We start from the raw sequence: 26,658 nt of genomic DNA, 5'->3' as shown, positions 1-26,658 counted from the left end.
TTTATTTTTTTTAATTTCTTGAAGGGAAAAATCATGCGCGCGTACAATTTCTGTGCTGGTCCTGCTGCATTACCTACTGCTGTTTTAGAAAAAGCTCAACAGGAACTGTTGAATTGGCAGGGTAAAGGCGTTTCCATCATGGAGATGAGCCACCGAAGTAAAGATTATGTCGCTGTTGCCGAAAAGGCAGAAGCAGACCTGCGTAAACTCATGAACATTCCTCAAAACTATAAAGTTTTATTTTTACAAGGTGGTGCCTCCCTACAGTTTTCTGCTATTCCGCTAAATCTACTGGGTAAAAATAATAAGGCCGACTATATTTCTACAGGTATCTGGTCTGAAAAAGCCTATAAAGAAGCACAGCGTTATGGCGATATTAATGTAATACAAGCTGGCACAACGGTGAATGGCAAACTGGCGATTAGTGAACAGGCTCACTGGAACCTATCTAAAGATGCAGCTTATGTGCATTATGCAGATAATGAAACCATTGGTGGATTACAGTTTGCAAGTGTTCCTGAGGTAGATGCGCCACTGGTTTCTGATTTTTCTTCAAGTATTTTATCTGCGCCGCTGGACGTTTCCAAATTTGGACTGATCTATGCGGGTGCACAGAAGAATATTGGTCCTGCTGGTCTGACTCTGGTTATTATACGTGATGACCTGCTCGATCAGGCTAAACCTGAAATTCCAAGTCTTTTGAAGTATTCATCGCAAGCTAAAGATGGCTCTATGGTAAATACACCTTCAACCTATGCCTGGTATTTATCTGGATTGGTATTTGAGTGGCTGCTGGAGCAGGGCGGTGTAGAAGCAATTCATAAAATTAATCTGGAAAAAGCTAAACTGCTGTATGGTTATATTGATGCCAGTGATTTTTATGCGAATCCGATTGCAGAAGCAAACCGTTCACTCATGAATGTTCCGTTTACTCTGGCAAATCCGGAACTGGAAAAACTTTTCTTGAAAGAAGCTGAAGAAAACCATCTATTAAATCTGGCCGGTCACCGTTCAGTAGGTGGTATGCGTGCAAGCATTTATAATGCTGTACCATTAGAGGGTGTTCAGGCATTAGTTGATTTTATGGATGACTTTGCCAAACACAATGCTTAAACTGATACATATAATTAATAAAAAACCCTCTATAAATTAGAGGGTTTTTTATTAATTAATAAAAATTTTAGAATTGGATTATACCCAGTTGATGAATAATAATGGCAGAAATAAACATACCGAGAAGAAAGAAACATAAGGCTCCCGTATCAACTTTAATACGTAGACCGCTATGTTCAACAATTCGTGTAGTCGTCTGTTCTGGAATAATTTTCATCAAGGAGCCTAAATAATGCTATTATTTTTTAAATCCTATCAATTGCTGCTATTTTTAGCATAAATATTCGCCTGAATCCAGATATTGCCTCGAATATATTGGCCAATTTCAAAGTTTTCGTACTGTTTATTGCGAGTCGCGATCCGGATAAGAGTAGCTGGTGTGTTTTCTTCTAAAATAAGCGTTACATCATAAACAGTATAATCCTGGTCCATAAACTGCATACTGGTCTTGCCTACAATATTTCCTTGAAACCAGGCTTCATCTTCTTGACCGATTGTCTCTCCATACAGATAGGCTACCATTTTAGAAAAATCAACTGTTACAGGCGCAGTATCTTCTTCAGACTTTGGTTCCCATGCATCAATCAATTCCTGAAGATTGGCTGGGGCAACACCATTATGTTGCTGTAAAATATCATTTAATGCCCGGTGCTGACGAATCGATGCCGGGTCATCGACTACCAGTTCTTCATGAGCAGAAACAGCTTCAAGTTCATATGCCCAAGCATTAAGCTGAACCTGATAGCTTTGACCTTTTTCATAACACTGATGATTAACACTGTATAAACTGTCAAATGCATACACTACAGTATTCGGATTATTACCAAGTTGCAGACGCAGAACTGCCTGAGTACCTGATTTACAACTAATAATACGCTCTATTTTTGCATTATAGCGATAAGGACTATCAAATACAGGAAATGCAGTCTTGAGTGCTTTTGGCTTATTATTTTCTACTGCAATAATTTGTGCTAGACGAACAGGTGATTTATCCGGACCTTGGATCAGCCAGACAGAGGCATCCATTTCCTGTTCATTCTGACATAAACCCATAGGCATCATCGGTGAGTCAAGTGACATACCTAACCATTTAGGGACTTCAGTTTCAGGCTGGTCAGTTAATAAATTCCAGTGTTCAACGTGACTACCAAAATTCTGATCATCGATCAGGATAATTTCCGGGCTGTTCTGATTATTCATATGCACTATTAGGGATCGCGTGAGTATATCTATTAAATCGAGGGTAACTTGTATTTTTCAAGCCCATCATTACGCTCTTTTACTTCTAAATTCAGCATTTGGAGCAAAACTAATTTATCTGAAACTAAACTGTAAATAAAGACCAGAGATCTGGTACGTTTTAATGCCTATTAAATACTTGCAATCAGTAGGGTGAAGAATATAGCAATACAGGATAATTTATAAAGATTGTTCCTAAAAAATAACTGAACTTTGTTAAACTGAGAATCTTATATTTACGGAGTTTTCAGGTGCTGCCCTTTAAATTATGGATTGATGCGGATGCTCTACCGCGTATTTTACGTGATGTGATTATGCGGGCTTCAGATCGTTATCAGCTTGAAGTAACTTTTGTGGCAAACCAGAATGTCGGGATTACTCCATCAGTACGTATTAATTCGATTCAGGTCATGGGTGGGGCTGACCAAGCCGATCAGGAAATTGTCAACCGGATGCAAAGTAATGACATTGTGGTAACACAAGATATTCCATTGGCCGCACAGGTCATCGAAAAGGGGGGTATCGCTATTCACCCGCGTGGAGAGATTTTCACTACAGCTAATATTAAAGCGCGGTTGCATTTACGGGACTTTATGGATACCTTGCGCGGAGCTGGGGTTCAGACAGGTGGCCCACCACCTATTTCAGACCGAGATAAACGTGAGTTTGCCAGTAGCCTGGATCAGACCATATTAAAGCAGAAGCGTAAGACAGCCTCATGAATCAGAAGGTGCCGGTCTCTCGCGGCAATATTGTGTTTACCTACACTATTCTGGTATTCATCTGGGCTACAACTCCACTGGCAATCGTCTGGAGCGTCCATGATCTGCATGTCATGTGGGCAATGGTCATTCGTTTTTTTATAGCTTTACCACTAGCAGCTCTTTTGCTGCTCTTGCTCAGAGTAAAGCTTCCCATTCATAAAGTAGCGCTGCACAGTTATATCGCGGGTTCCTTTAGCTTGATTGGTTCGCAAATTTTTACCTATGCAGCGACGGGTTATCTCAGTTCAGGCATTATTGCATTGATGTTTGGGCTGGCACCAATTATGGCAGGTTTAATTGGCCGTTTTTTATTTAAGCAGCATTTGTATAGTATGCAATGGCTGGGAATGGGGATCGCAGTAGCAGGGCTTGCGATTATTTGTCTGGGAGGAAATACAGGCCAGCAGGTTCATCCTGTAGGCATTCTCCTGATGTTGCTGAGTGTTTTTAATTATGCTTTATCTATTTTCTGGGTAAAGAAAGTAAATGCGCAGGTTGAACCAATGGCACAGGCGACTGGTTCGATTATCGTGTCCGTGCTCGGTTGTATGCTGCTGCTTCCTTTCATCTGGCAGTATGCACCAAGCCATATTCCAGATACCAAATCGTTAATGGCTTTATTCTATACGGTGATTATGGCATCTCTGGTTGCAATGTTCTGTTATTTCAAACTGGTCCAGAACATTCAGGCAACTACTCTGTCTTTAACAAACGTCATGACACCGATGCTGGCTATTCTCATTGGTTCAGTATTAAATCATGAAAAACTCACAGTCATGATTTTTGTGGGCGCTACTGTACTGTTATCAGGACTTTTTCTTTACTTTTATCGTGATATTAAGGCAAGTCGTGAACTTGCCCAGAAAATTAAAAGTAATTAGAACTTTAGTCTAGCTTGCTACACCTTGAGTAGAATTAATACATTCAGCAAGCTTGGCACGATCTTGAGGATGCAGTGTCACAAAATAAGCTCCTGTCCGGAAGCCTGTTTCATCCTTGGGCTTGCTATAAACCACCTGGGCAATTGTTGCTACATGAAAGAAATTATCAGGATGACTTAATGTTAAATGAATATAGCTTCCATCTTTAAGTTGTTGATTTGTATAAAAACTAATTCCACTTTCTGAGATATTAACCTGTTCAGGCACAGGTAGCATAGTCTGGACGATAGCGTCATAAAGAGACCCTGTAATCAGATTCATTTTCTGGTTAAATAAGGATAGTATTCGAGCAATTTGTTGATCTTTTTGATTTAATTGTTCTAATTCGTAGTTAATAGCATGATCAAATTGATCTAATTCTGCAAGTAGTAGAAAATAACGCGGCAATACAAAATTAGGGTCGTAAGGATCGTTAAGAGCAACATCATCAGAGATAATCTGATAATTAATCCTTAAAGCAGCATCAATGCGGGACATCACGCGACGTTCGTTCGAAGCGCCCTGATGCTGTAATGTTTCCATAATGAATTACCTCGGACTAGATGGTATGTTTAAACCAATCTCGCTGTATATAGGGTTGAGATACACTCGCGCACGGCGTAGTAATCACTTTATTTCTTTTATTGCTTTAGTTTCCATGATCGGCCTGACCTTGGGTGTAGCAGTTCTTATTACAGTTCTGTCTGTCATGAATGGTTTTGACCGAGAGTTAAAAAACCGTGTTTTGGGCATGATACCTCAGGCCACAGTTTCTTCAACCCAGATTTTAACAGATTGGCCCGAACTTGCAAAAAAAGTCGAGAGCCACGAACATGTTACTGGTGCAGCACCATTTACCCAGTTACAGGGGATGCTAACTGCACAAGGCCAAGTTGCAGGTCTGATGGTAACCGGAATAGAACCCCAATATGAAAAAAAGGTTTCTATTATTCAGGACCATATGGTTGAGGGAAGCATTGATAGCCTGAAAAAAGGTGAATTTGGTATTGTGCTGGGGAAACAGATGACAGATGCACTCGGCCTCGGGCTGAATGACAGTGTCACTTTAGTATTACCTGAAGCCACACCTTCACCGGCAGGGGTTGTGCCTCGCTTTAAACGTTTCAAAATTGTAGGCATTTTCAGTATTGGGGCTGAAGTAGATTCTATGATGGGCTATATTGCCTTAAATGATGCTTCGACTTTGTTACGTTTGCCGGATGGTGCTCAGGGTGTACGTCTGAAGCTGGATGATATCTTCAGTGCACCTCAGGTAGCTAGCTCGATAGCCCGTGAATTACCAGGGAATTTCTATGCTTCGGACTGGACCTATACTCATGGGAACCTGTTTAGTGCCATCCAGATGGAAAAAGCGATGGTAAGTCTGCTCCTGTTTCTAATCGTTCTGGTTGCTGCATTTAATATTGTTTCTTCTCTGGTCATGGTAGTGACCGATAAAAAATCTGATATCGCTATTTTAAGAACACTAGGTGCATCACCCGCTACAATTACCCGTATATTTATGGTACAGGGAACAGTAATTGGAGTCATCGGGACAGTATCAGGCGCAATTTTAGGAATTATTTTTGCCTCAAGTATCAGCAGCTTTATTTCATGGCTGAATAATGCTTTTGGTCTGCACCTGTTTGATGCCTACTTTATTAATTATTTGCCTTCTTATCTCAGATGGCAAGATGTCGTAGTCATCGTCAGTCTGTCTCTGATTTTAAGCTTTCTGGCAACTATTTATCCGGCACTGCGTGCAGCTAAAATTCAACCTGCCGAGGCTTTACGTTATGAATAATACAGTACTTGAAGCCCGTAATATCTATAAGCATTTCACGGATGGGAAATCAACCGTAGAGGTGATTAAAGGCTTATCTTTAGAGATCAAGGCGGGTGAGTTTACGTCGATTGTCGGAGCCAGTGGCTCTGGTAAAAGCACCTTGCTACATGTTTTAGGGGGTCTAGACCGACCAACTGAGGGTGAGGTGTTTTTAAATGGACAGCGCTTTGACAATTTAGGTGAAGCTGAACGTGGTTTTATGCGTAACCAGTATCTTGGGTTTGTCTACCAATTTCATCATTTACTGCCAGAGTTTACTGCTTTCGAAAATGTAGCAATGCCCCTGATGCTGCGCAAAAAAACACAATTTAAAGAAGCCAAACAGCAAGCAGAATACTTGCTGGAACGGGTCGGCCTGTCACACCGGATAACCCATAAACCAGGCGAATTATCTGGTGGTGAGCGTCAGCGTGTAGCTTTGGCGCGGGCATTGGTAACCAAACCTGCTTTAATGCTGGCTGATGAGCCGACAGGTAACCTGGACCGTAAAACTGCTGTAGGTATCTTTGAGTTATTAAGCGAACTGCGTCAGGAATTGAACATGGCAATGCTGATTGTGACTCATGATGAGCAGCTGGCCCAAGCTGCCGATTCAATTCTGCATATGCAGGATGGCTTATGGGTGAACGCGTAAGTCGGAGATAATCTGATCATTAACCTTGTTAAAGCCCATCAGTATGGGCTTTAATTATTTTAATAAGTTATAAATATAAAAATCATGTGGAAAATTATTTTATTGGCCTGGATTGCTGGAATCTCGGTCATGGGGAAAACTTTTAACTTACCTGTTTTTCTGTTACCTGTACTGATGATCTTCAGCGTAGGTTCAGGGCTATTATATTGGTATCAATATAGTAAGCTAGAGTCGCACCATCCGATTCCATGGTTATCTAGAGCAGTTTTTATTCTAGCCTTGGGCATCCTGACAGGCACATTGGGTTATCGCTACGCTGACCATGCGCTAGAACAACGTCTAGATAACAGGGAAACAGAAACAAGAAATATTGAAGCAGTTGTTTATATACGACATATTGATGAGCGTTCTGAAAAGCAGATCAGGCAAAAAGTGGAAGTACTTGACCAGAAAAAACAGCCTGTTCAATGGTGGCTCACATTTAAAAATATACCTGAGCAACCTATAAAATTTGAGTTAGGAGAATATTACCGGATTTATGGGGAAGTTATGCCTGCTCATGGCTATGCCATGCCGGGAGTATTTGATCAGGAAAAATGGTTTATTCAGCAGAATATCATGGCCAGTGTAAAAATCTGGAAAATAGAGAAATTGGACCATGATGCAGTTTACCGGCTTGGTTTTAATCAATATCTAAATAATCAACAGGGTTGGATCAATGGTTTTTTATTATTGATGGAGCGGCAGCGCTATCATTTTCGTACTTTTATTCAAAATAGCACACTGAAAAATAAAGGCCTGATTTTAGCACTTCTTACAGGTGATAAAAGCTTACTTTCCTCTGAAACAGAAGAACAATTTCAGCGGCTGGGAATCAGTCACCTGCTGGCAATTTCTGGTCCACACGTATTAATTTTCGCAGCTCTGGTCAGCTGGGTATTGCAAACCCTGATACGGCTGTATTGTCCAAAACTCTATTTAAGCTTGCCTCGTCCTTATCTGCTGGTTTTCCCTTTCTGTTTTTGTGTATTACTTTACAGCGCTTTTGTCGGTTTCGAGATTCCGGCTCTACGAACACTGCTCATTACTCTGCTAGGGAGTAGCCTGCTTTTATTAAGACAAAAAATCCAGGCATTAAGCTTATTGCTGGCAAGTGCCAGTTTACTATTATGGATAGATCCTTTTAGTGTTCTCTCGGCAGCTTTCTGGCTTTCTTTCGGGGCCTGTTTTATTCTGTTGCGTATTTATGAAAGTATAAATCGGCAGCCTGCCCAACCGGCTTTTAACTGGAAGCAAAGAGTTTTAACTGCTGGAAAGTTACTGATTGAATCACAAGGGAAAATTTTTATTGCTCTCTTTCCGTTAGTACTGATTTTTTTCAAACAGGTAAGCTGGATTGCGCCATTGACCAATATTCTTGTCATTCCATTATTAGGTGCTGTCGTAGTGCCGCTAGATATACTGGCTGCATGTCTTTCCTATATTATTTCTCCTTTGGGCCTGCTTTTATTTCATTGTAGCGATTTAGGCTTGAATTTAGGCTTGTGGATATTAGAAATACTGGACCATCTGTTTAATCCCCAATTACAGGGGATTGCATTTACACCGCTGCTTATTGTGAGCCTCAGTATCGGCCTGATTATTTTATATTTGCCTCGATCTGTTATTCCTAAAGCTTGGGCGCTGTTATGTTTTGTACCAGTTTTTACGAGTAGGGCACCAGACTCGGATTTTAAGTTAACCATTTTAGATGTGGGGCAGGGCCAAGCCATTCTACTTCAGAGTAGTCAGCAAAAAATAATGTTAGATACAGGCGGTTACTATGATGAAACCAAATTCAGTATAGGCCAGCAAATTCTTGCACCATTTTTATTTTCCCAAGGGATAGCTCGCTTAGATCGGGTGCTATTAACTCATCTGGATCAGGATCATAGCGGGGCACTCTTACCATTAAGCCAAAAAATTAAAATCGATGAAGTAATAGCCAATACTCAGTTACCTGAAACATGGAATATAAAACAGTCATCACCATGCCGGGAAGGACAAAGCTGGTCTTATCAGAATTTTAAGGTCCAGGTATTATCACCTGGCTTAAATACTTACCAATCAATGGTAGAAGCCAATCCGAATGAATATTCATGTGTGTTATATGTGCAATTAAACCAGGCCCAGCCTTACCGGAATTTCTTGATTATGGGAGATGCTGGCTGGCCAACTGAATATGAACTCATGAAAAAGTATCCCGAGCTTCAAGTCGACGTACTAGTACTGGGTCACCATGGCAGTAAGCACAGTTCTGCTTACAGTTTTCTAAAATATTTTCATCCTAAGCTGGCAATTGCCTCAGCAGGACAGAATAACCGTTATGGTCACCCGACCAAAAAAGTTAAGGTACGTCTAAAGGCACTTGATATTCCACTTCTTTTAACTGCCCAGACCGGTAATATCGAATTTTATCAAGAAGCTGACAGACAAATAAATTACACGCTCTATAGAGAGCAGTGGAAATGGTTAAGGATTAAGTAAGATTTCTGTTGTGCTGCCGCAGCTGATCCACTTTTTGTAGTGCCTCAGCTTTATCAAGCGTATAAATGGAGCGTAATTCTGGGTGAGCCTTAAAACGTTTATAGCTCCAGTGGTAATGTTCGGGATAGCGTGTAATCAAATCTTCGATCACATGATGAATAACTTGGGTACCTTCTACAGCACTGCCTTCATAAATTTTCTCATCAATTGGTTCAATAAACATATTAAAGCCATCCTGTTCATTACGGATGGCGTAAAGAAGCAAAGTACTGGCCTTGGTTTTTTGAATCAGCTTGGCGCTCAGGCTGCTTGAGGCTAAGGGTACACCAAAGTATTCCACCAGATCACCACCCACATTGGGTGTATGGTCAGGCAAGATAACAGTTGTGCCTCCCTGTTTAAGCGCCTTAAAAATCTGGCGAACACCAGTTTCATCTGTAGGAACCAGATTGGCCTGCTCACGGCTGCGCGCTTCGCGGACGAACTGATCTGCATATGGGTCTTTGACCGGTTTATAGAGAATGGTCATTGATGTATATTGCGAACACCAGGAGTTCATAATCTCCCATGTGCCAAAGTGCGGAACGATCAGGACTAATCCTTTTTTGGCTGCCACCGCCTGATGAAAATAATGCTCGCCTACAATTTTATGAATTCTTGAAATATTCTTCTCTGTACTTGAGCCCCAAATACTAAAAAATTCAAAGTATGACTGTATTTCATTACGTATAGCCTGACGAATGATCTGATTACGCTTTTCGGTCAGCAGATATGGAAAAGCAATCTCCAGATTCAGATTTATTGTTTTTGAGGTATTCGACAGTTTTAAAGTATTCACCAGACCTGCAAGTATACGAGCAATAAAGCGTGATACTCGTATAGGCTGGCGACTAATGATTTTCAAAAGACGATAAGATAAAGGCTGGGAATTTGAGCTAGTCATTATTTAAATGTAGGATTCTGCTTAACAAACGTAAAAGAAAAAATATTATAAGTTAAAAAGCTTTATTTAGACAGTTTTTCATTTTCCAGTGTATATAATGAAGATATTTTACTTTTCGGATAAATATATATGTCGGATTGGCCGCCAAAACCTAATAATGAAGTTCCAAGTTCAGACAGCAGAAGCGGTAAAGAGTGGCAGATACTAGAAAAAGCTGTACTGGCTTCTGTTGAAGAACAGCGCCGTAGCCGTCGCTGGGGAATATTTTTTAAGTGTTTGACTTTTGCCTATATTCTATTGCTTTTGCTCATGATGGGTAGGGGCTGTACTACGGCAACTACCAGTGGGGCAGGTTCAAGTTCAAATGCTCATCTGGCTGTGATCGATATTATTGGTACGATTGACTCTAGTGACCGTTCCGTAAATAGTGAAGATACCAATAAAGCTTTGAAACGTGCATTTGAAGCAAAAAACAGTCAGGCAATTGTGCTCAATATCAATTCACCTGGGGGGTCACCTGTCCAGTCAGATGAGATCTGGCAGGAAATTCGCTATTACAAACAGCAGTATCCTGAGAAGAAAGTATATGCATTAATTGGTGATATGGGAGCCTCAGGCGCTTATTATATTGCTTCGGCTGCTGATGAAATCTGGGTTAATCCATCCAGTTTGGTCGGCTCAATCGGTGTGATCATGCCAAACTATGGGGTGGTTGGCCTTGCGCAGAAACTGGGTGTTGAAGACCGGACATTAACTTCAGGCGACAATAAAGATATTCTGAGCATGACTAAACCAGTCAATCCTGCACAGAGGGAGCATGTACAGGCGGTCTTGGACAATGTGCATAGTCACTTTATTGCTGCTGTAAAAGAAGGTCGTGGCAAGCGCCTGAAGAGTAATGACCCTGCAATTTTTTCAGGATTATTCTGGAGCGGTGAGCAGGCAGTTAAACTGGGCGTTGCAGATCGTACCGGAAGCATGAACAGTCTTAAACGTGAGCTTAAACTGGATAATGTTCTGGATTATACAGTTCAGCGTAGCCCATTTGAATCGGTACTTGGCCAGGTAGGTTCTGAAATAGGCCAGGGCTTTAGTGAATCAGTTACCCAGCAACTTAAAATTCAGCAGGATACCAAGCTGCAATAATGAATATAAAGGGATATATGACGAAGCCATTAATACACTTTGCACATGCCAATGGCGTGCCTTCAAAAGTTTATGAAAAGTTGTTTGAACAGTTGCGTGATGAATACGATATTATTTATGTGCCTTTGATTGGCCCAGATAAACGTTATCCAATTACCAATCACTGGCCTCATCTGGTAGAGCAGATCATCGACAGCATCGTTCGGCAGGCTCATGGTCGCAAAGTTATCGGGCTTGGACATTCGCTAGGTTCAGTTCTCACGATGATGGCTTCTTATCAACGTCCCGAGTTATTTTCACAGGTCATTATGCTAGACCCGCCGTTGATTATGGGAAAAGCATCTTTTGTTTTCCATATGGCTAAATGCTTTAAACCCCAACTGGTAGATCAGATGACTCCAGCAGGGTTATCGGTGCGGCGACGTGATCATTGGGAGTCGCGCGAGCAGGCAGGCGAGTTACTTCGCACTAAAGGTTTCTATAAAGATTTTGATGCAGACTGTTTTCAGGCCTATCTGGAATATGCATTAACTGAAGATCCGGTAAGGGGTGGCGTAACTCTGACCATCCCTAAAAATGATGAAGTAGAAATCTTTAGGAAGAATCCTTCGCTCTGGTGGTTACCGATGGCAAAACCGAAAATACCGGTGCATCTTGTGGTCGGAGATCAAAGTGTTTTTCTTAAACGGCGTTTTCCACACATAGCCAAGAAAAAAATCGGTATTTCTTTTAGCATAGCCGAGGGCGGCCATATGTTCCCGTTAGAACATCCTGTTGAGGTGGGCCGATTGGTAAAACAGCTGATCCATGCATAAATGATGAGCCAATAAAAAAAGCGCCTATACTTAGGCGCTTTTTTTATTGGCATAAATTGTATTATAACTTGCAGAACTGCACTGGTTCAGTTAGTAGAGAGTTTCTATAAAGTACAGAGCCATCTTCTAGATGCTGAACGGCGCCAGTACAGATCCATTCAACCACCTGAGGGTAAACCAGGTGTTCTAACTCATGTACACGGTTTGCTAAAGTCTCAACTGTATCAGTTCTTTTAACCGAAAGTATTCCCTGCGCTAGTGCCTGACCCGCATCTAATTCAGCTGTCACATAATGAACTGTACAGCCATGATATACATCACCTGTATTAATTACACGCTGATGAGTATGCATACCTTTATAATAAGGCAACAGGGAAGGGTGAATATTCAGCATTTTCCCTTCCCAGGCTTTGACAAATTTTTCACTTAAAATCCGCATAAAGCCTGCTAGCACGACCAGATTAACTCCCCAGTCAAGCAGCTGCTGATGCATAACGTCATCAAATGCTTCCCGGCTTGGATACTGTTTATGTTCAACAAGAGCAGTCTTAATTCCTGCCTGTTTAGCACGTTCTAGAGCATAAGCATCAGGCCGGTTGGACAGTACACCAACAATTTGGCCTGATAGTTTGGCATCGATCAGGGCCTGCAAGTTAGATCCACTGCCCGAAACGAGTACAGCAATTTTAATCATATGAAATTACGCGAAGATCACACGAATTTTTTCATCTGCACCTTCAACAGATTCAGCATTGTCAACAATGTGACCCATTATCCATGCTTTTTCGCCGAGGTTATTTAGCGTGTTAACCGTTCTCTCAGCATCTGCCGCATCAACAGCCAATACCATACCTACGCCACAGTTAAATGTGCGGTACATTTCAAATTGTTCAACACCACCTTCCTTTTGAAGAAGCTTAAACAATTCTGGCCATTCCCAAGAAGATTCATTAATGACTGCTTGAGCACCATTTGGAAGTACGCGCGGTAAGTTACCCGGTAAACCGCCACCTGTGATGTGTGCCATTGCGTGCACATCAACCTGTTTGAGTAATTCAAGGATTGGCTTGACGTAAATGCGGGTAGGTTCCATTGCAGTATCTGCAAGTGGGCGACCATCAACGATTTGAGTTAAGTCAACATTTTTTACATCTAAAATTTTACGAAGCAGAGAGTAGCCATTAGAGTGCGCACCTGAAGATGCAATTCCAATCAGTACATCACCAGCTTTAACTTTAGAACCATCAATAATTTTGCTTTGCTCAACTACACCTACGCAGAAACCTGCCAAATCATAATCTTCACCTTCATACATGCCTGGCATTTCAGCAGTTTCACCACCCACTAACGCACAGCCAGCAAGTTCGCAACCTGCACCAATTCCTGTAACAACATTTGCAGCAACCTCTACGTTTAAGTGGCCTGTTGCATAATAGTCAAGGAAGAACAATGGCTCTGCACCACATACAAGAAGGTCATTTACGCACATTGCCACCAGGTCCTGACCAATCGTGTCATGACGGTTTAAATTCAGTGCTAAACGTAATTTGGTACCCACACCATCCGTGCCAGATACGAGAACAGGTTCTTCATAACCTTTAGGAATTTTACAAAGTGCACCAAAACCACCAAGTCCGCCCATCACTTCAGGACGTGAGGTGCGCTTGGCAACAGATTTGATTCGATCGACTAATGCGTCTCCCGCTTCAATGTCGACACCTGCATCTTTGTAGCTTAAACCAGTATTTGGGGTAGAAGTTGAGTTGCTCATAATGAAGTCTCCGCGTTCGCGCGGGGGATTATAACCTGAATATACGAAACTCTTATGTTATTTATGCTCTAAAATGCTATTTTACTAAAATATTTCTTTTTTCATAATGATTAGATACTTATAAAAGGCGTGTTTCCATGGTCGACCGTACCTTACGTCGTATTTTTATTCTTGCGGCGATTGCATTATTACTTTGGGTGCTTTACCTGCTAAAACCGGTAGTCATACCATTTTTAATGGCCTTTCTGATTGCTTATCTATTTAGTCCGCTAGTGGCATGGCTCCACAAATATCATTTACCGCGCTGGCTCTCGATCAGTATTGTCTTTATTGGAATTGGTATTCTCCTGGTACTGGCAATCTGGTATGTGGTGCCTTTGGTCTGGCAGCAACTGGTTTATGCGCGTGACAGTATTCCAGCAGGTATACATTGGTTAAACGCGACCTTTTTACCTTGGGTTTCTAATACATTTAATGTCGAGCAGATGGAAATTGATACTGAACAGATTTCTACTGTAGTCATGGATTATATTCAGACCAATTATAGTGCAGATAGTATTCAGACCATGTTGCTACGTCTGGCGCAATCCGGATTAAATTTCATCCAGATTGGCGGTACAATTGTTCTGATACCAATTATTGCTTTTTACTTTCTGCTGGACTGGGACCGGATGCTGAACAGTATGCGTCGCCTGATTCCACGGCCTTATGAAAAAAATACTATTCAGGTAGTTCATGAATGCCATAATGTATTAGGTGCCTTTGTTAAAGGGCAATTCTTGGTCATGATCCTGCTGGGAATTGTTTACGCAGTAGGTTTACAGCTGATTGGTCTTGAAGTCGGGCTGATCATTGGAATGGTTGCCGGGCTTGCCAGTATTATTCCTTATCTGGGTTTTGCCGTAGGGATTATTGCCGCAGTCATTGCGACATTGTTCCAGTTCGGTTTGGACTGGACCCAGCTAATTCTGGTTGGTGTCGTCTTTATGGTGGGTCAGGCGGTAGAAGGCTATATCCTGCAGCCTTTCCTACTCGGTGATAAGATAGGTTTATCACCTGTTGCTGTTGTATTTGCTGTGTTGGCCGGTGCACAGCTAGCTGGTTTTTTCGGTATGCTCATTGCTTTGCCAATGGCTGCAGTGATTGTAGTACTGCTTAGACATTTACGTGAATACTATGAACACAGTACATTCTATGGTCCACCTAATCTGATGGGAGATAAAGGTACGGACAGTCTCATTATAGATGCCGAACAGGTAAACCTTGATATTGAGCTTGAAAAGTCGCAAGATACTGAAAAGACAGTTCATATTGATACTAAATAACGATAGGATATGGCCAAATATATGCGTCAGCTGCAACTGGATATAGAACTTCAACTTGATGCCCGGATCAGTGATTTTTCCGGGCCAAGCTGGGGGCCTGTAGTAGATGCAGTCCGGCAGTTGCATGCTGGTCTCATGAACCGGTTTTATATTTATGGTGCAGCAGGCTCAGGTAAAAGCCATCTTCTGTCTGCGATTTGCGATTCCTATATGGAGGTAGGTAAATCTGCCATTAAAGTTTCACTCCTTGAACTCCTGGATGCGCCTATTGAAGCAATTACATCACTGGAAAAATATGATCTGGTTGCACTGGATGATATCGAAGCTATAAGTGGTGTTCCACATTGGCAGCGTGCCGTTTTTCATCTTATTAATTATAATAATGAAGAGGGAGGGCAGCTGATTTTTTCCTCACGGTTTGCACCAATGGAATTGAAACTTGAACTACCTGATTTGCAGTCACGGCTAACTCAGGCGGTCAGTGTAAAAGTGCCCAACGGTAGTCTCTATGCAGATCGTCAAGCACTAGTTCATTCAGTACTAGCACGCAGGGGCGTACAGCTAGACCAACAGATTATTGATTATCTTTTATTACATGGGCCACATCAGGCAGCACGTCTTTTACAAACTTTAGAACAATTGGAAACCTTGCTCAAGGGAGAGCGAACACGGCTTTCAAATATGACTTTGCGCCAGATATTTGCCTTAATTGATGAGTATGGCCGGTAAACGGAAAAATCTTGAGTAATTACTCAAGCTGTGACACAGTACAGAAAAATAATTCGATGTTGCACGGAACTGCAGCTTAAGAATAAAAAATAGAAATAAAGTATAAGGAGATGGATATGCTCAAACAGAGCATAGGCATAGCTATGTTATGCATTGCGGGGCAGGCCTATAGTGCTGACATTGTGGTAACAACAACTGAAGATATATCCTCTGCAAATGATAAACAATGCTCGCTTCGGGAAGCAATTGAATATATCAATCTGGGTTTACCTGAAGCTGGCTATAATGGATGTGGTGGGAAATCATCTACTTCTACGATTTTGCTTGAAAAAAAAGCAGTCTATAAACTCAGCAATCATATTAACATCAAGGCTGACCTGTCGATCAGAACCAGTTATACCACCGATGTTAATGATAAGGATGTACCCGGTTTAAATAACGCCACAATTCAGATGCTGGGTAATGATAATATTTTCCGCATTGATGATAGTAAAAAAACTTTAGCGACAGTCAGTCTAAGAGAAATTACTTTGCAGGGATGTGGGGCCAGTCAATGTACCGAACAGGGAGGGCTAATTTATAATAATGAATATCTGACTTTGGAATACACCCGTCTATATAATGGATCAGCAGCCCAAGGCGGAGCAATATATAATATGGGCCAGCCAGAGGCTGAAATTGCTGCCAGTATAGTTGAAATAAAATCAAGCCTTATTGAAAACAATAAAGCTCTGGCAGGTGCTATTTTATATACTCATGCTCCTGAGTTCCGGATTTCAAATTCAGTATTTCGTGAAAATAATACAACTCAGACAGGTTCCAGCAATATTTATTCGGCCAGCCGTCTAGAAGAAAATAAGATTACTGATTTTCCTCAAGCTAGGGCTTGGGTAAATAGTAGTACTTTTTTAAAAAATCAGGGCCATATTATTAACTTGCGTGACGGGATCGGGTTAAACAATCTGACCATTGTCGGTAATCAGGCTGGTATTTTATTCGATGCACCTTTAGGTAAAGGATACTTGGCCAACAGTATCATTTTAGGAAATCCTTATCCTAGTGGTCAGCAGGCTAACTGTACTTTTGCCGAAAATGACCAAAGCACTCTACAGAATAATCTGGTCAGTCAGGAATGTGGATTAGGTGCTACCCATTATCCTAATGAATATTGGTCCGGTACACAGCTGATTGCGGGAGAGACCTTACAAGGTGCGTGTAAGAGTATGTCGCAGGACCCTAATAGCCTGTTATGTCCCTATAGTCAGCCTAAAGATACATTCTTGGGATATTTTCGTCCCCGTATCCTGCTAAGTTATAACAGTCTGGCGGATTCACCTATAGTCAATAAAGGTAAAAATTCATTTAATCCTGATATCAAAATAGTGGGCTGTGAAGCTGCTGACCAGCGCAAACAGGCGCGAGATTCAAATAATATATTTTGCGACCGTGGAGCAATTGAAATTATTGTCCCAACGACAGTAAGTCTGGTGGGTGAAGATATACGCACTGGTGGTCAGGCCAAAATTTCGGTTGCCGATTTACTTGGAGATAGCGACCTGATTCCTAAAGAACAATGTAACGCAATCTTAGGCCCTCATCCATCTGGAGAAGCATGGCAGGCTGGCTGTATACAAGTTGTACAAACAGTGACTCAATCTAAGGGGACATTAAAGATTGATGAGGAAGGTAATCTGGTCTATACCCCGAATGGTGGCTGGCATGGAACTGATATTTTTAAGATCCGTCTGGTGACTACTTCTACGCGCTTTAACCAGAATATTCCTTATATGGAAATTAATGTACAGGTCAGACAAGAACCTGAAAACCACATGGAAAGTGACAAAATTAAAACTTCCGGTGGGGCACTCGGAATGTTCAGTTTATTTACGCTTTTAGCATTAGTCGGGCTACGTCGGTATACAAAATAATTAGGGCCAAATAATGAAAATTTATAAAAAGGGGCTATTGAGCCTGATGATACTGACGGCCATGACTTTGATGGCTGCAGAAGACAAGACTATTTATGTCAATACGTTTGAAGATGAAGATGGTGAAAACCTGAATAAGTGTTCGCTACGTGAAGCCCTGGTTGCAGCCCGTAAAAATATTGCATATGGCGGGTGTGCAGCAGGAAATACTGGAACTGGTCAGCTAGACAGAATTCAATTGCAAGCCGGAGAATATATACTTAAGAGAGAGTTGCGGCCAGAAAGTGCGGTCAAGATTTATGGAGAAACACCGTTCGATTACAAGACAAAAGATCCTTTAACACACCAGTATCCGGCACGTGGGCCTATAAGAACAGTTATCAACGGAAATCATACCTCCCGAATTTTCAATACTTCAGAAACCCAAGCCAGTATCTTTCTTGAAAATATTGAACTGAAAAATGGTTATTCCTCTGCTGAAGGAGGAGCATTATTCATAGCTGGCCCACTAAATATGACAAATACGGCTATTAAAGATTCTAAGTCGGATAAAGCAGGTGGTGCTGTTTATATCATTGCACAAAACCTAGAAAAACAGATGACTTTAGTAAACACCCTAATTCAAGGAAATCAGGCAAAAATTGGAAGTGCTTTTGCCATGGACTGTTCAGCAAATCTGTTGGGTACCCAGCCTGCTATCAGTGTAGAGCGTAGTAGCTTGGTTCAAAATGGTACAATAAATGACCGCAGTACGATTGAGTTATGCGGCTTAACACGTGTTTCCTTAAGTGCCAATACTATTGCCCGGAATAAAGCAAATCTGGTAGATGGTCATATTATTCGTGCGGTATCTGAGCTAGGCCGTCCATTATACTCCGCCTCATCTCTCGCTTTAATCAGTAATACCATTGTAGAAAATCAGGCCAATAGTACGTTTTATTTTGATGAAAACAGTACCAAGGCTTTAGCCTTTAATGTTTTAGCTTTCAATACAGGCAAATCCTGTGACTTTGTCCGTAAAGACAGTAATAGCCAGAATAAGACACTGGGGCTAACTCTGGCATACAATGCACTACAACTTGGCAATGTGGAAGGTCAATGTGTATTGCCTGAAGAACTATTAAAAATACAGACAACGGTAGACCTGAGCAATATCTCACGTCAAAGCGTTCTATCTGATTATCAGCAACCCTCAAAATACAATCTCTATCTACCGCTCTATTATCCTAAGGACAATCAGAATGCTTCAGATCTGGTGAACACAGGCGCAACACAGGATTGCAGTACACTTGATCAGCGCGGACTGGCCCGGATTACAAATGGTACTTTAACTTTAAATCCTGAGATGAAAAATACCTGTGAAATCGGTTCTGTAGAGCGCATGCGCCTAACAGCAGCTGATATTACAGATTTAAAGAATCTGTCTATTGTACAAGTTCTAGATACCTATCAAAAAGAAGCTGACAACTTGAAAGAGGGCATAAAAGAAATAGAAGATACTGAAGAGCAGGCTATTTATCAAAAAGAGTTGAGCGAATTAGAACGTCTAATTGCCAATATCAAGTTAACACAGAAGTATCGTACCATTTACATTGATCCTTTTACGCTGGCTTTACCAAGTGAAGAAGAATTTCTCAACGAAAATGGCAAGCTTGAATTGCGTCCAAAAGAACTCAGTACAGATCAGTATAGTATCGAAACGCATAAATACGGTGTAGGTTCAGTTTCTGGTAATGGTGCAGATTTTAAGTTTAATGGGCAGCAAGATGAACATCTGTTTTGTGAATGGGTGCCTGAGTTAAAGCGTATTATGATTTATCGGACAGATGACCAGTTATCTGCTAATACCGGTAGCGCTTATTGTGCTTATACCATCAAGGCAAAAACGGGTGAGTCTTCAACAGGACTTGTTAAAGCAGATTTTATTAATATTGCTCCAATTGCAAAAGATGATACCTATACATTACAGTATGGCTCAGACTTAAAAGTCAGTATTAATCCGCTAGAAAATGACAGTGATGATGGTGATGGTCCTACATCACAATTAAAGCTCAATACAAATAAACCAGTCTTCTTTCATGATGCAGACGGACAGGAATTACCTATACGTTTTAGCGTTATTCCTCCAGGTGTAACGGTCAGTGCAGACCGTACCGGTCCATGTCCGGGTAATTATATTCGAGAGACCTGCTATGGTGGACAGATCCATATCCAGGCCAAAAATAATTTCAGCCAGTTTAACTATCGATTTGAATATAATATTTTTGATGCTGAAGGTGAGGAATCTAATACGGCAACTATCTTGCTAGAAAATACAGCTAAGAATACTAATACCGCCGGTGGAGGAGGAAGCTTTGGAATATGGGGAATATTAAGCCTATTAGCTTTAAGCATGTATCGGTTTCGCCCTAACGTTTAAAAAAAAGCCTCGTAAGAGGCTTTTTTATTGAATTGATTGATTTTTATCTAGTTTGCCTTAAGTGCAGCAGGCATGTATTTATTCATATATTCTTGGCGGATTGATGCCCGTTGCTCTGCGGTAGTTGCCTTTTGCATTCTTTGTCTCAGATCATGCCGTTCGTGACTGCTCATCTGTTGCCAAGTTTCACGCATTTTCTGTTTTTCCTGCTCTGGCAGCTGGGTAAACCAGTCCATGCGTTGTTGTAGAGCGACACTTTGTTCTTCAGGTAATTCTTTTAAAGTCTGATAACGTTTAATCAGGGCGCGCTGTTCTTCATCGGACAAGGTGTCCCAAGTTTCATTAATCTGGGTCCCGGCATCTTTAGAAAAAATCCAGAAACGTTCGAACCCTGCAAAGCTGGTTTGTAAAAAGCTTAAGGTACATAAAGCTAAAGCCAGTTTCTTAGCTGCCATGACCGACCCTATCCTCACCTAAAACCAGTAACATTTCCAAATCTTCCACCATTTGGGGTGAAAGTTTTGGAGTAACAGCAACCTGATTTTGTGGCTGCTCTGTCATTTCCATAGAGTTGGGTAATATGACAAAACCAGTAATGGCTGCAGCAAGAGCAAAACCTGTCATCCGCCACATGCTGTAATGTGGTGATGGACGATCCTGTATGGTTTCGAGTACATGATTCATCACTACAGGTTTAGCCTTATGATGAGTAGCCAGTGTATCAAGCTTGGAAGTCACTTTTTTTGTGAAATCATCTTTATTCATCTGATGATCCTCCCATATGTGGATTTAAATGCGCTAAAGCTGTTCTTAATCCCTGAATTGCCCGATGGTAATGAGTTTTTACACTGCCCTCGGTACAATCCATAATTTCCGCAGTAGTTTGGGTATCAAAACCCTCCCATGCCCGCAACATAAAAGCCTGTTGCTGTCGAACTGGAAGTTTTGAAACAGCGGCCTGTATTTCTTCTGCAGTAACCGCTTGATCCAGAAAATCAGAAGGGTTTGGACTCGATTCATCCACGATATCCATCATTTCTTCTTCACCTGAATCCAGACTGACTTTTCTAAAAAATGAAAAAGGTTGGGCACGGCGTGCTTCCTTACGACGCCAGTCCTGTAATTTGTTATTTAAAATTGTATAGAACAGGGGGTACCATTCTTCAGTACTTTTATCACGATAGGATTTATGTAGGGAAATAAATGCTTCCTGTACCAGATCCATAGCTATGCCTTGTTGCCCCTGTGTTGCGCTTTCCATCATGACCAGAGCACGGCCCGTCACATCCTGCATAAAAAACTTCAGACGCTGCTCAGCCGTACTGGCATGTGTACTGCTGAGATGTTCTGCATCAGGCTGTTTCGGTACTAAATCCATAGAGATGGAAAATCCCGTCATTGGACACCCACTCATTATTTTGTTGGTCATCACTTAAATAACGTCAAAAATAATGTTTGGGTTGACACAGTAGATAATTATTTTTTAAGAGTTTAAAGGATTTTTAACCACAATTAGCCCTTTATTAAAATAATTTAACCTTTTAGAGCCGCTGGCGAACCATTTCAAAAAAACAGATAGAGCCTGCAACTGCCACGTTCAATGATTCTTGACCACCTGGTTGGGGAATCACGACAGCTTTTGCATGCTGTAACGCATATGCTGACGCACCCTGTCCCTCATTTCCTAAAATCCATGCACAAGGTTGTGTGAGGTCCTGCTGATAGATACTTTCAGACTGATGTGAACTGGTTACGAATACAGGAATTTCAAACTTCTCCAGTATGTCTTCAAGCTGGACATTTTCATAAATATTTAAAGAAAAATGAGCTCCCATACCAGCACGCAGTACTCGTGGTGACCAGAGTGAAGCTGAGCCTTGGGTACATACAACCTGCTGAATATTAGCGGCGGCAGCAGAACGTAATAATGTGCCTACATTTCCTGGGTCCTGTACATTCTCTAAAATAAGTGTATCAAGATGATATTGCAGGGGTTGAGTATTCGTCGGCAGATCAATAATTGCGAGACAGGCCAAACTTGTACCCAAGGTACTTAAATCACGATAAAGAGCTTCACTCAAGACAAATACATGACCCTGATAATATTCAAGGATCTGTTCAAAGTCTGGGTGATTTAATGCCTGTTCAGTACTGAACAGTGAGTGAATTTTTTTATTTTCCTGGAGCCAGCTCAGACAGAGATGGGTTCCTTCAAGAATAGTTTGCCGCTGTTTTTTACGGTAACTGTTCTGTTCAATAAGTCCCCGTAAATGTTTAATTTTAGGGTTATCTTTAGATTCAAGAAAAATAATTGACATAAGTAAAGAATCCACAGAGATGAGTAGTTAAACCCATCTCTGTATAAATAAATTATTGGTGATAGCCTGTAACCAGCTCAACTTCATTTTTGGAACCAATAATCACTGGCACGCGCTGATGCAGATCGGTCGGCTCAATTTCTAAAATGCGTACGCGACCTGTAGTTGCAGCACCACCAGCCTGCTCAATAAGCATACTCATTGGATTTGCTTCATACATCAGACGTAAACGGCCCGCTTTTTTAGGATCTTTTAAATCATATGGATAAAGGAAAATCCCGCTACGGCAGAGAATACGGTGAATATCGCCAACCATACAGGCAACCCAGCGCATATTAAAGTCTTTAGCACGTGTAGAAGTTTTTCCAGCCAGCAGTTCATCAATATAACGCTTAACCGGTTCTTCCCAGTGGCGCTGATTTGAGGTATTGATAGCAAATTCCTGGGTATCAGCTGCGATCTGAATATTCTCTGCGGTTAAAACAAATTCCTGGCTGTCTGGATTAAAGGTGAAGAATACAACGCCTGCACCCACAGTCAGTACCAGCATTGTGGAAGGGCCATATAGAACATAACCGGCAGCAACCTGCTGAGTCCCTGCCTGCATGAAGTCAGCAGCCTGAGTTATATGGTTTTTTGCAGGTAAAATTGAAAAAATAGTTCCTACACACATATTGATATCAATATTGCTTGAACCATCTAACGGGTCAAATAATACCAGATATTGACCATTTTCCTGAGCAGGCGTAAATTCATCAAGCTCTTCTGAAGCCAGCCCGCCTACTTGGGGATGTACTTTTAATGCATCAATCAAATAATCATTAGAAATAACATCAAGTTTTTTCTGGGTTTCACCTTGTACATTTTCATGCTCTGCGCTGCCCAAAACACCTGCAAGTGCACCCTTTTGTAAAGTCTGATCTATTACTTTACAGGTATCGGCAATAGTGCTGATAACTTGAGCCAGCTCAGGCGTTAAATTCCCAGTTTGTTGTTGTAAATATTGGGACAAGGTGTAATTGGTCATACCAAAAAGCTCCAGCAAAGAGAAAATAGATGTATAAAAAGAACTGGGCTATTTTAGAGGAGAACCAATGTAATTAACAATTTTATTGCGTGATGAGATGTGTTGTTTTTGCGCTTGCAACTCTACACGAACATGCTATGTTGAATTATGTTCATAAAAAAGGAAGTAGATCTATGACGACCAAACATTTTGATGCGACTCCAACTCCAAATGAGCCAATTAAGCTGGATAATATCTCAACTGAAAAAGTGAAAGAAGCTTGGGAAAGTTATGAAGCGAAACCTGAATACAAAGAATTTAATAAGCATGACATGATTGAAGCCATGCAAAAAAATGAAGAAGATAAAAAGTTGGAGAATTAAAAAAGCGCCCAACAGATGTTGTGCGCTTTGCTCTTGGAAATTTGAGCGTTTAATTATTTGAGTAATGGCGGTACAGCTTCGTAGTTGATTTCTACACGACGGTTTTCTTTCCAGGCTGCTTCATCATGGCCAGGATTAATTGGCATCTCTTTACCATAGCTCACAGCTTCAAGCTGATTGGGGTTTACACCATTTGTCACTAAATAGCTTTGTACTGCTTTGGCACGACGTTCACCCAATGCCATATTGTATTCACGTGTACCACGTTCATCGGTATGGCCAGTTAAAGCAACTTTTGAATTGGCATTTGCCATCAGGAACTGGGCATGAGCCTGTAGGGTTTGATAATCCTCATTGCTCAGATCACTGCTATCATAGTCAAAGTATACAACACGTTTTGCTAAATAAGCACGATTCGCTGCTGTAACACCTTTAGCTGAAGCACCAGCCATATTCTGTGCATTTAGTGCCGCGTCTTCACTTAGACCGGTTGTGTTAACACTCGTACCCGCTGTAGTTGGAGTGGTAGTGGTCGTAACATCTGAAGTAGGTTTACGGTTGGCACAACCAGTAATAACTAGGCTGGCAGCCAGTAAGGGAAGAGTTAAATATTTTACTGCGTTCATCTTAATCTCCATGAAAAAATTGTTATAGCCAGTTAAATTATTTGGGAGCCCAAGCAGGCTCACGAACTTCGCCTTGTTCACTTGGTAGATTCATCCGGAAGCGCCCATCAGTTGACATAATTGCCAGTAATCCCCGGTTACCTTCACGGGTAGCATAAACGACCATCTGGCCATTTGGAGAAAAACTTGGAGATTCATCTAGACTGGTTGGGGTAAGAATGTTGGTAATGCCAGTAGCAATATCCTGAATGGCAACTTTATAGTTGCTTCCGGCTGGGCGGTGTACCAGTGCGACTTTTTTGCCATCTGCACTTAAGGTACCGCGCGCATTAAATGCACCTTTAAAAGTCAACCGCTTGACTGAGCCGTCTGCAAAGCTGTAACGGTAAATCTGTGCTGAACCGCCACGATCGGAAGTAAAAATAAAAGATTTACCGTCTGGTGCATATCGGGCTTCTGTATCGATGGCAGAATCATTAGTCATACGTTTAAGCTGACGGGTAGTCAAATCCATCTGGTAAACTTCAGGGTTTCCATGCATGGACGCTGTGAAGAGCATAGACTGTCCGTCTGGAGAGAAACTTGGTGCACCATTAAGACCACGGAAACTGGCCAGTACTTCACGTTGCCCAGTAGCCAGATCTTGCACGTAAATCGCAGGGCGCTTGGTTTCAAACGAGACATAAGCCAGTTTTTTTGCATCTGGTGTCCAAGCTGGAGACAGAATCGGGTCACGTGAAGAAAGGACAGTACGCGGCTGTTCACCATCAGTGTCAGCGATCTGTAAGGTATAACGCTGTTCTGGGGTTGCCGGATTGCGCAGTACATAAGCAATACGGCCACTAAAATCACCAGGAATACCTGTCAGGGCCTGATAGATTGCATCACTGATCATATGGCCAGCCTGACGTATACGTGAAGCGGGGACAGTTAAAAGTTCATTTAACAGATAGGTCTGCTTCTCGACATCATAAAGCTGGTAATGCACTTCATACGAATCACCTGCGACAGACTTGATACTACCTGTCACTACATAAGGGATTTTAGTCGCTTGCCAGCTTTGCGCATTAATATTATTGAGTGCAGCGCTAGCCGGAAGATTTTTTGATGAACTGGTAAAGCGCCCTGAACGATTCAAGTCACTTTCAACTATTGGATAAATAGACTGATCATTTGCAAAGGGTACAATTGCTATTTTTGGAGCTTCTTCAGGAGCCTTTGCAATTTCAAGGTGTAACTGGGCAAAAGCTGTAGTGGTGATGGCCGGACTAAAAACAGCTGTTAAGGCAAGGGCTAAAAGAGTTTTACGCGTCATATTCATAATCGCAGGGCGCTCAATTCCATGATTCTGGGGTATGGGAATGCTAATTTGTAACATGATGACATAATTTAAATCTATTTAAAGCATGTAAATATGACTATCTCGTGAGAAGTCAGAACCATCTTATAACTAAAGAAATAGATACCCCAAGTTATAGGTTTCAGAAAATTATAAAGAGTAAAATTAATATATTGATATTAAAATCAAAATAACCCAATCCTATCGATAAAAAATAAAACTCGGTCAATTTATTTAAACACCCTCAAAAGAGGGTGGTTTTTTTATTTAGCAGTAAATGTAGAGGTAAAGGTACGTGCTTCACGTCGTGCATCGGCATCAGATGGCATTGGATAAGGAGCGGCTGCCCTTACCGCAGCTTCTACACTGGCTTTCATATCTGGGTCACTTGAATTCACTACCACTGAGAGAACAGCTCCACTATCACTTAAAGTTACACGTGCTGTTGCCTTGTTACCAGAAGAGCCATTAGGTATATCCCAAGCACGTTTAATTTTATTTTCAAAATCACGTTTGGCAGATGAAGCAATTTTTTTAGCTTCAGCTTTTTTATCAGCCGCTTCTTCAGCTGCTTTTTTTGCAGCTGATGCTTTCGCTTCAGCCTCAGCCCGGTCTCTGGCATCGGCATCGGCTTTTGCTTTGGCCTGCGCATCGGCTTTGGCTTTTTCAGCAGCGTCGGCTTTTGCTTTGACCTGCGCATTGGCTTTGGCTTTTTCAGCAGCATCAGCCCTTGCTTTAGCCTGCGCACCGGCTTTGGCTTTTGCAGCAGCGTCAGCTTTTGCTTTGGCCTGTGCATCGGCTTTGGCTTTTTCAGCAGCGTTAGCTTTTGCTTTGGCCTGTGTATCGGCTTTTGCTTTGGCCTGCGCAT

General features: G+C 41.6%; 27 protein-coding genes. 13 read left to right on the top strand and 14 right to left on the bottom strand.

All coding sequences use genetic code 11. The features are described 5' to 3' along the window. Nucleotides 1-33 precede the first annotated feature (33 nt). A complete protein-coding gene (gene serC, locus B3R63_RS07830; RefSeq protein WP_248133824.1) occupies nucleotides 34-1,113 on the top strand; it encodes a 3-phosphoserine/phosphohydroxythreonine transaminase in 1,080 nt (359 codons plus the stop codon). Nucleotides 1,114-1,180: 67 nt separating this feature from the next. Here serC and B3R63_RS07825 read toward each other — a convergent pair whose 3' ends face one another. Next, a complete protein-coding gene (locus B3R63_RS07825) occupies nucleotides 1,181-1,330 on the bottom strand; it encodes a hypothetical protein (RefSeq protein WP_171261067.1) in 150 nt (49 codons plus the stop codon). Nucleotides 1,331-1,368: 38 nt separating this feature from the next. Then, on the bottom strand, nucleotides 1,369-2,313 hold the full coding sequence (locus B3R63_RS07820; RefSeq protein WP_286729583.1) for a hypothetical protein: 945 nt from the start codon (nucleotides 2,311-2,313) through the stop codon (nucleotides 1,369-1,371). Between the two features lie 290 nt (nucleotides 2,314-2,603). Here B3R63_RS07820 and B3R63_RS07815 point away from each other — a divergent pair, with 290 nt between their 5' ends. Together B3R63_RS07815 and B3R63_RS07810 are read left to right on the top strand one after the other, a co-directional pair. After that, nucleotides 2,604-3,074 carry a YaiI/YqxD family protein gene (locus B3R63_RS07815; RefSeq protein ID WP_005406784.1) on the top strand — a complete coding sequence of 157 codons (471 nt, stop codon included), beginning with the start codon at nucleotides 2,604-2,606 and terminating at the stop codon, nucleotides 3,072-3,074. Next, a complete protein-coding gene (locus B3R63_RS07810) occupies nucleotides 3,071-3,997 on the top strand; it encodes a DMT family transporter (protein WP_414630838.1) in 927 nt (308 codons plus the stop codon). The genes B3R63_RS07815 and B3R63_RS07810 overlap by 4 nt, the downstream gene beginning before the upstream one ends. Before the next feature lie 9 nt (nucleotides 3,998-4,006). On the opposite strand, the gene B3R63_RS07805 is transcribed toward B3R63_RS07810, so the two are convergent. Beyond that, nucleotides 4,007-4,579, bottom strand: a complete 573-nt coding sequence (locus B3R63_RS07805) for a PilZ domain-containing protein (protein ID WP_005019270.1) — start codon at nucleotides 4,577-4,579, stop codon at nucleotides 4,007-4,009. Nucleotides 4,580-4,604: 25 nt separating this feature from the next. On the opposite strand from B3R63_RS07805, the gene B3R63_RS07800 reads away from it, so the two are divergent. The 3 genes from B3R63_RS07800 to B3R63_RS07790 all read left to right on the top strand — a co-directional run bounded on the left by B3R63_RS07800 (nucleotide 4,605) and on the right by B3R63_RS07790 (nucleotide 9,042). Continuing rightward, nucleotides 4,605-5,840, top strand: coding sequence for a lipoprotein-releasing ABC transporter permease subunit (locus tag B3R63_RS07800; protein WP_005019271.1), 1,236 nt, complete (start codon nucleotides 4,605-4,607; stop codon nucleotides 5,838-5,840). Further along, nucleotides 5,833-6,516 (top strand): lipoprotein-releasing ABC transporter ATP-binding protein LolD, encoded by a 684-nt coding sequence (lolD, locus tag B3R63_RS07795; protein WP_111281799.1) that lies wholly within the window; start codon nucleotides 5,833-5,835, stop codon nucleotides 6,514-6,516. Before B3R63_RS07800 ends, lolD begins: the two co-directional genes overlap by 8 nt. 84 nt (nucleotides 6,517-6,600) lie before the next feature. Further along, nucleotides 6,601-9,042 (top strand): DNA internalization-related competence protein ComEC/Rec2, encoded by a 2,442-nt coding sequence (locus B3R63_RS07790; protein WP_286729580.1) that lies wholly within the window; start codon nucleotides 6,601-6,603, stop codon nucleotides 9,040-9,042. Here B3R63_RS07790 and B3R63_RS07785 read toward each other — a convergent pair. After that, on the bottom strand, nucleotides 9,035-9,985 hold the full coding sequence (locus B3R63_RS07785; protein ID WP_286729577.1) for a lysophospholipid acyltransferase family protein: 951 nt from the start codon (nucleotides 9,983-9,985) through the stop codon (nucleotides 9,035-9,037). The genes B3R63_RS07790 and B3R63_RS07785 overlap by 8 nt on opposite strands. Nucleotides 9,986-10,114: 129 nt before the next feature. Between B3R63_RS07785 and sppA the strand changes: the two genes are divergently transcribed. Together sppA and B3R63_RS07775 are read left to right on the top strand one after the other, a co-directional pair. After that, entirely contained in the window at nucleotides 10,115-11,131 is a 1,017-nt protein-coding gene (sppA, locus tag B3R63_RS07780; protein ID WP_286729574.1) for a signal peptide peptidase SppA, read from the top strand. Between the two features lie 17 nt (nucleotides 11,132-11,148). Continuing rightward, complete coding sequence (locus B3R63_RS07775) at nucleotides 11,149-11,946, top strand: alpha/beta fold hydrolase (protein WP_286729571.1); 798 nt, start codon at nucleotides 11,149-11,151, stop codon at nucleotides 11,944-11,946. Between the two features lie 61 nt (nucleotides 11,947-12,007). On the opposite strand, the gene purN is transcribed toward B3R63_RS07775, so the two are convergent. Then, complete coding sequence (purN, locus tag B3R63_RS07770) at nucleotides 12,008-12,640, bottom strand: phosphoribosylglycinamide formyltransferase (RefSeq protein ID WP_005404404.1); 633 nt, start codon at nucleotides 12,638-12,640, stop codon at nucleotides 12,008-12,010. 6 nt (nucleotides 12,641-12,646) lie between these two features. Then, the gene (purM, locus tag B3R63_RS07765) at nucleotides 12,647-13,717 is read right to left on the bottom strand and encodes a phosphoribosylformylglycinamidine cyclo-ligase (RefSeq protein WP_005406685.1); all 1,071 of its coding nucleotides are present in this window, start codon (nucleotides 13,715-13,717) and stop codon (nucleotides 12,647-12,649) included. Between the two features lie 137 nt (nucleotides 13,718-13,854). Here purM and cxpE point away from each other — a divergent pair, with 137 nt between their 5' ends. The 4 genes from cxpE (at nucleotide 13,855) to B3R63_RS07745 (ending at nucleotide 20,118) form a co-directional block, all read left to right on the top strand. Further along, complete coding sequence (gene cxpE / locus B3R63_RS07760) at nucleotides 13,855-15,042, top strand: chloramphenicol efflux transporter CxpE (RefSeq protein ID WP_286729567.1); 1,188 nt, start codon at nucleotides 13,855-13,857, stop codon at nucleotides 15,040-15,042. Between the two features lie 21 nt (nucleotides 15,043-15,063). Further along, on the top strand, nucleotides 15,064-15,771 hold the full coding sequence (hda, locus tag B3R63_RS07755) for a DnaA regulatory inactivator Hda (RefSeq protein ID WP_005027080.1): 708 nt from the start codon (nucleotides 15,064-15,066) through the stop codon (nucleotides 15,769-15,771). 116 nt (nucleotides 15,772-15,887) lie between these two features. Next, nucleotides 15,888-17,699 (top strand): rhombotarget A, encoded by a 1,812-nt coding sequence (rbtA, locus tag B3R63_RS07750; RefSeq protein ID WP_286729564.1) that lies wholly within the window; start codon nucleotides 15,888-15,890, stop codon nucleotides 17,697-17,699. A 13-nt stretch (nucleotides 17,700-17,712) separates the two neighbouring features. Then, nucleotides 17,713-20,118: a CSLREA domain-containing protein gene (locus tag B3R63_RS07745; protein ID WP_286729563.1), complete on the top strand. Its 2,406-nt coding sequence runs from the start codon at nucleotides 17,713-17,715 to the stop codon at nucleotides 20,116-20,118. A gap of 47 nt (nucleotides 20,119-20,165) precedes the next feature. On the opposite strand, the gene B3R63_RS07740 is transcribed toward B3R63_RS07745, so the two are convergent. The 5 genes from B3R63_RS07740 to B3R63_RS07720 form a co-directional block, all read right to left on the bottom strand. Continuing rightward, the gene (locus B3R63_RS07740) at nucleotides 20,166-20,573 is read right to left on the bottom strand and encodes a DUF3106 domain-containing protein (RefSeq protein ID WP_005406894.1); all 408 of its coding nucleotides are present in this window, start codon (nucleotides 20,571-20,573) and stop codon (nucleotides 20,166-20,168) included. After that, nucleotides 20,563-20,883 (bottom strand): hypothetical protein, encoded by a 321-nt coding sequence (locus B3R63_RS07735; RefSeq protein WP_005027070.1) that lies wholly within the window; start codon nucleotides 20,881-20,883, stop codon nucleotides 20,563-20,565. The genes B3R63_RS07740 and B3R63_RS07735 overlap by 11 nt, the downstream gene beginning before the upstream one ends. After that, a complete protein-coding gene (locus B3R63_RS07730; RefSeq protein ID WP_286729783.1) occupies nucleotides 20,876-21,496 on the bottom strand; it encodes an RNA polymerase sigma factor in 621 nt (206 codons plus the stop codon). The genes B3R63_RS07735 and B3R63_RS07730 overlap by 8 nt, the downstream gene beginning before the upstream one ends. 163 nt (nucleotides 21,497-21,659) lie before the next feature. Continuing rightward, entirely contained in the window at nucleotides 21,660-22,436 is a 777-nt protein-coding gene (locus B3R63_RS07725) for a TrmH family RNA methyltransferase (protein WP_005019298.1), read from the bottom strand. 52 nt (nucleotides 22,437-22,488) lie between these two features. Then, complete coding sequence (locus B3R63_RS07720; protein ID WP_248131388.1) at nucleotides 22,489-23,463, bottom strand: class 1 fructose-bisphosphatase; 975 nt, start codon at nucleotides 23,461-23,463, stop codon at nucleotides 22,489-22,491. Between the two features lie 173 nt (nucleotides 23,464-23,636). On the opposite strand from B3R63_RS07720, the gene B3R63_RS07715 reads away from it, so the two are divergent. Continuing rightward, the gene (locus tag B3R63_RS07715; RefSeq protein ID WP_101161797.1) at nucleotides 23,637-23,825 is read left to right on the top strand and encodes an NF038105 family protein; all 189 of its coding nucleotides are present in this window, start codon (nucleotides 23,637-23,639) and stop codon (nucleotides 23,823-23,825) included. A gap of 53 nt (nucleotides 23,826-23,878) precedes the next feature. Here the strand turns inward: B3R63_RS07715 and pal are convergent, their stop codons facing one another. The 3 genes from pal to tolA form a co-directional block, all read right to left on the bottom strand. After that, nucleotides 23,879-24,451, bottom strand: coding sequence for a peptidoglycan-associated lipoprotein Pal (pal, locus tag B3R63_RS07710; RefSeq protein WP_005019302.1), 573 nt, complete (start codon nucleotides 24,449-24,451; stop codon nucleotides 23,879-23,881). 37 nt (nucleotides 24,452-24,488) lie between these two features. Further along, nucleotides 24,489-25,772 carry a Tol-Pal system beta propeller repeat protein TolB gene (tolB, locus tag B3R63_RS07705; RefSeq protein WP_265761201.1) on the bottom strand — a complete coding sequence of 428 codons (1,284 nt, stop codon included), beginning with the start codon at nucleotides 25,770-25,772 and terminating at the stop codon, nucleotides 24,489-24,491. A gap of 281 nt (nucleotides 25,773-26,053) precedes the next feature. Next, on the bottom strand, nucleotides 26,054-26,658 hold a 605-nt coding region (tolA, locus tag B3R63_RS07700; protein WP_286729559.1), incomplete at its 5' end, for a cell envelope integrity protein TolA.

Origin of the sequence: Acinetobacter sp. UBA1297 (genome assembly GCF_002307755.1) — a bacterium.
GTDB classification, from domain to species: domain Bacteria; phylum Pseudomonadota; class Gammaproteobacteria; order Pseudomonadales; family Moraxellaceae; genus Acinetobacter; species Acinetobacter radioresistens.
Note: the sequence above shows the minus strand (reverse complement) of the source record. Positions and strands in the feature narration are given on the sequence as shown.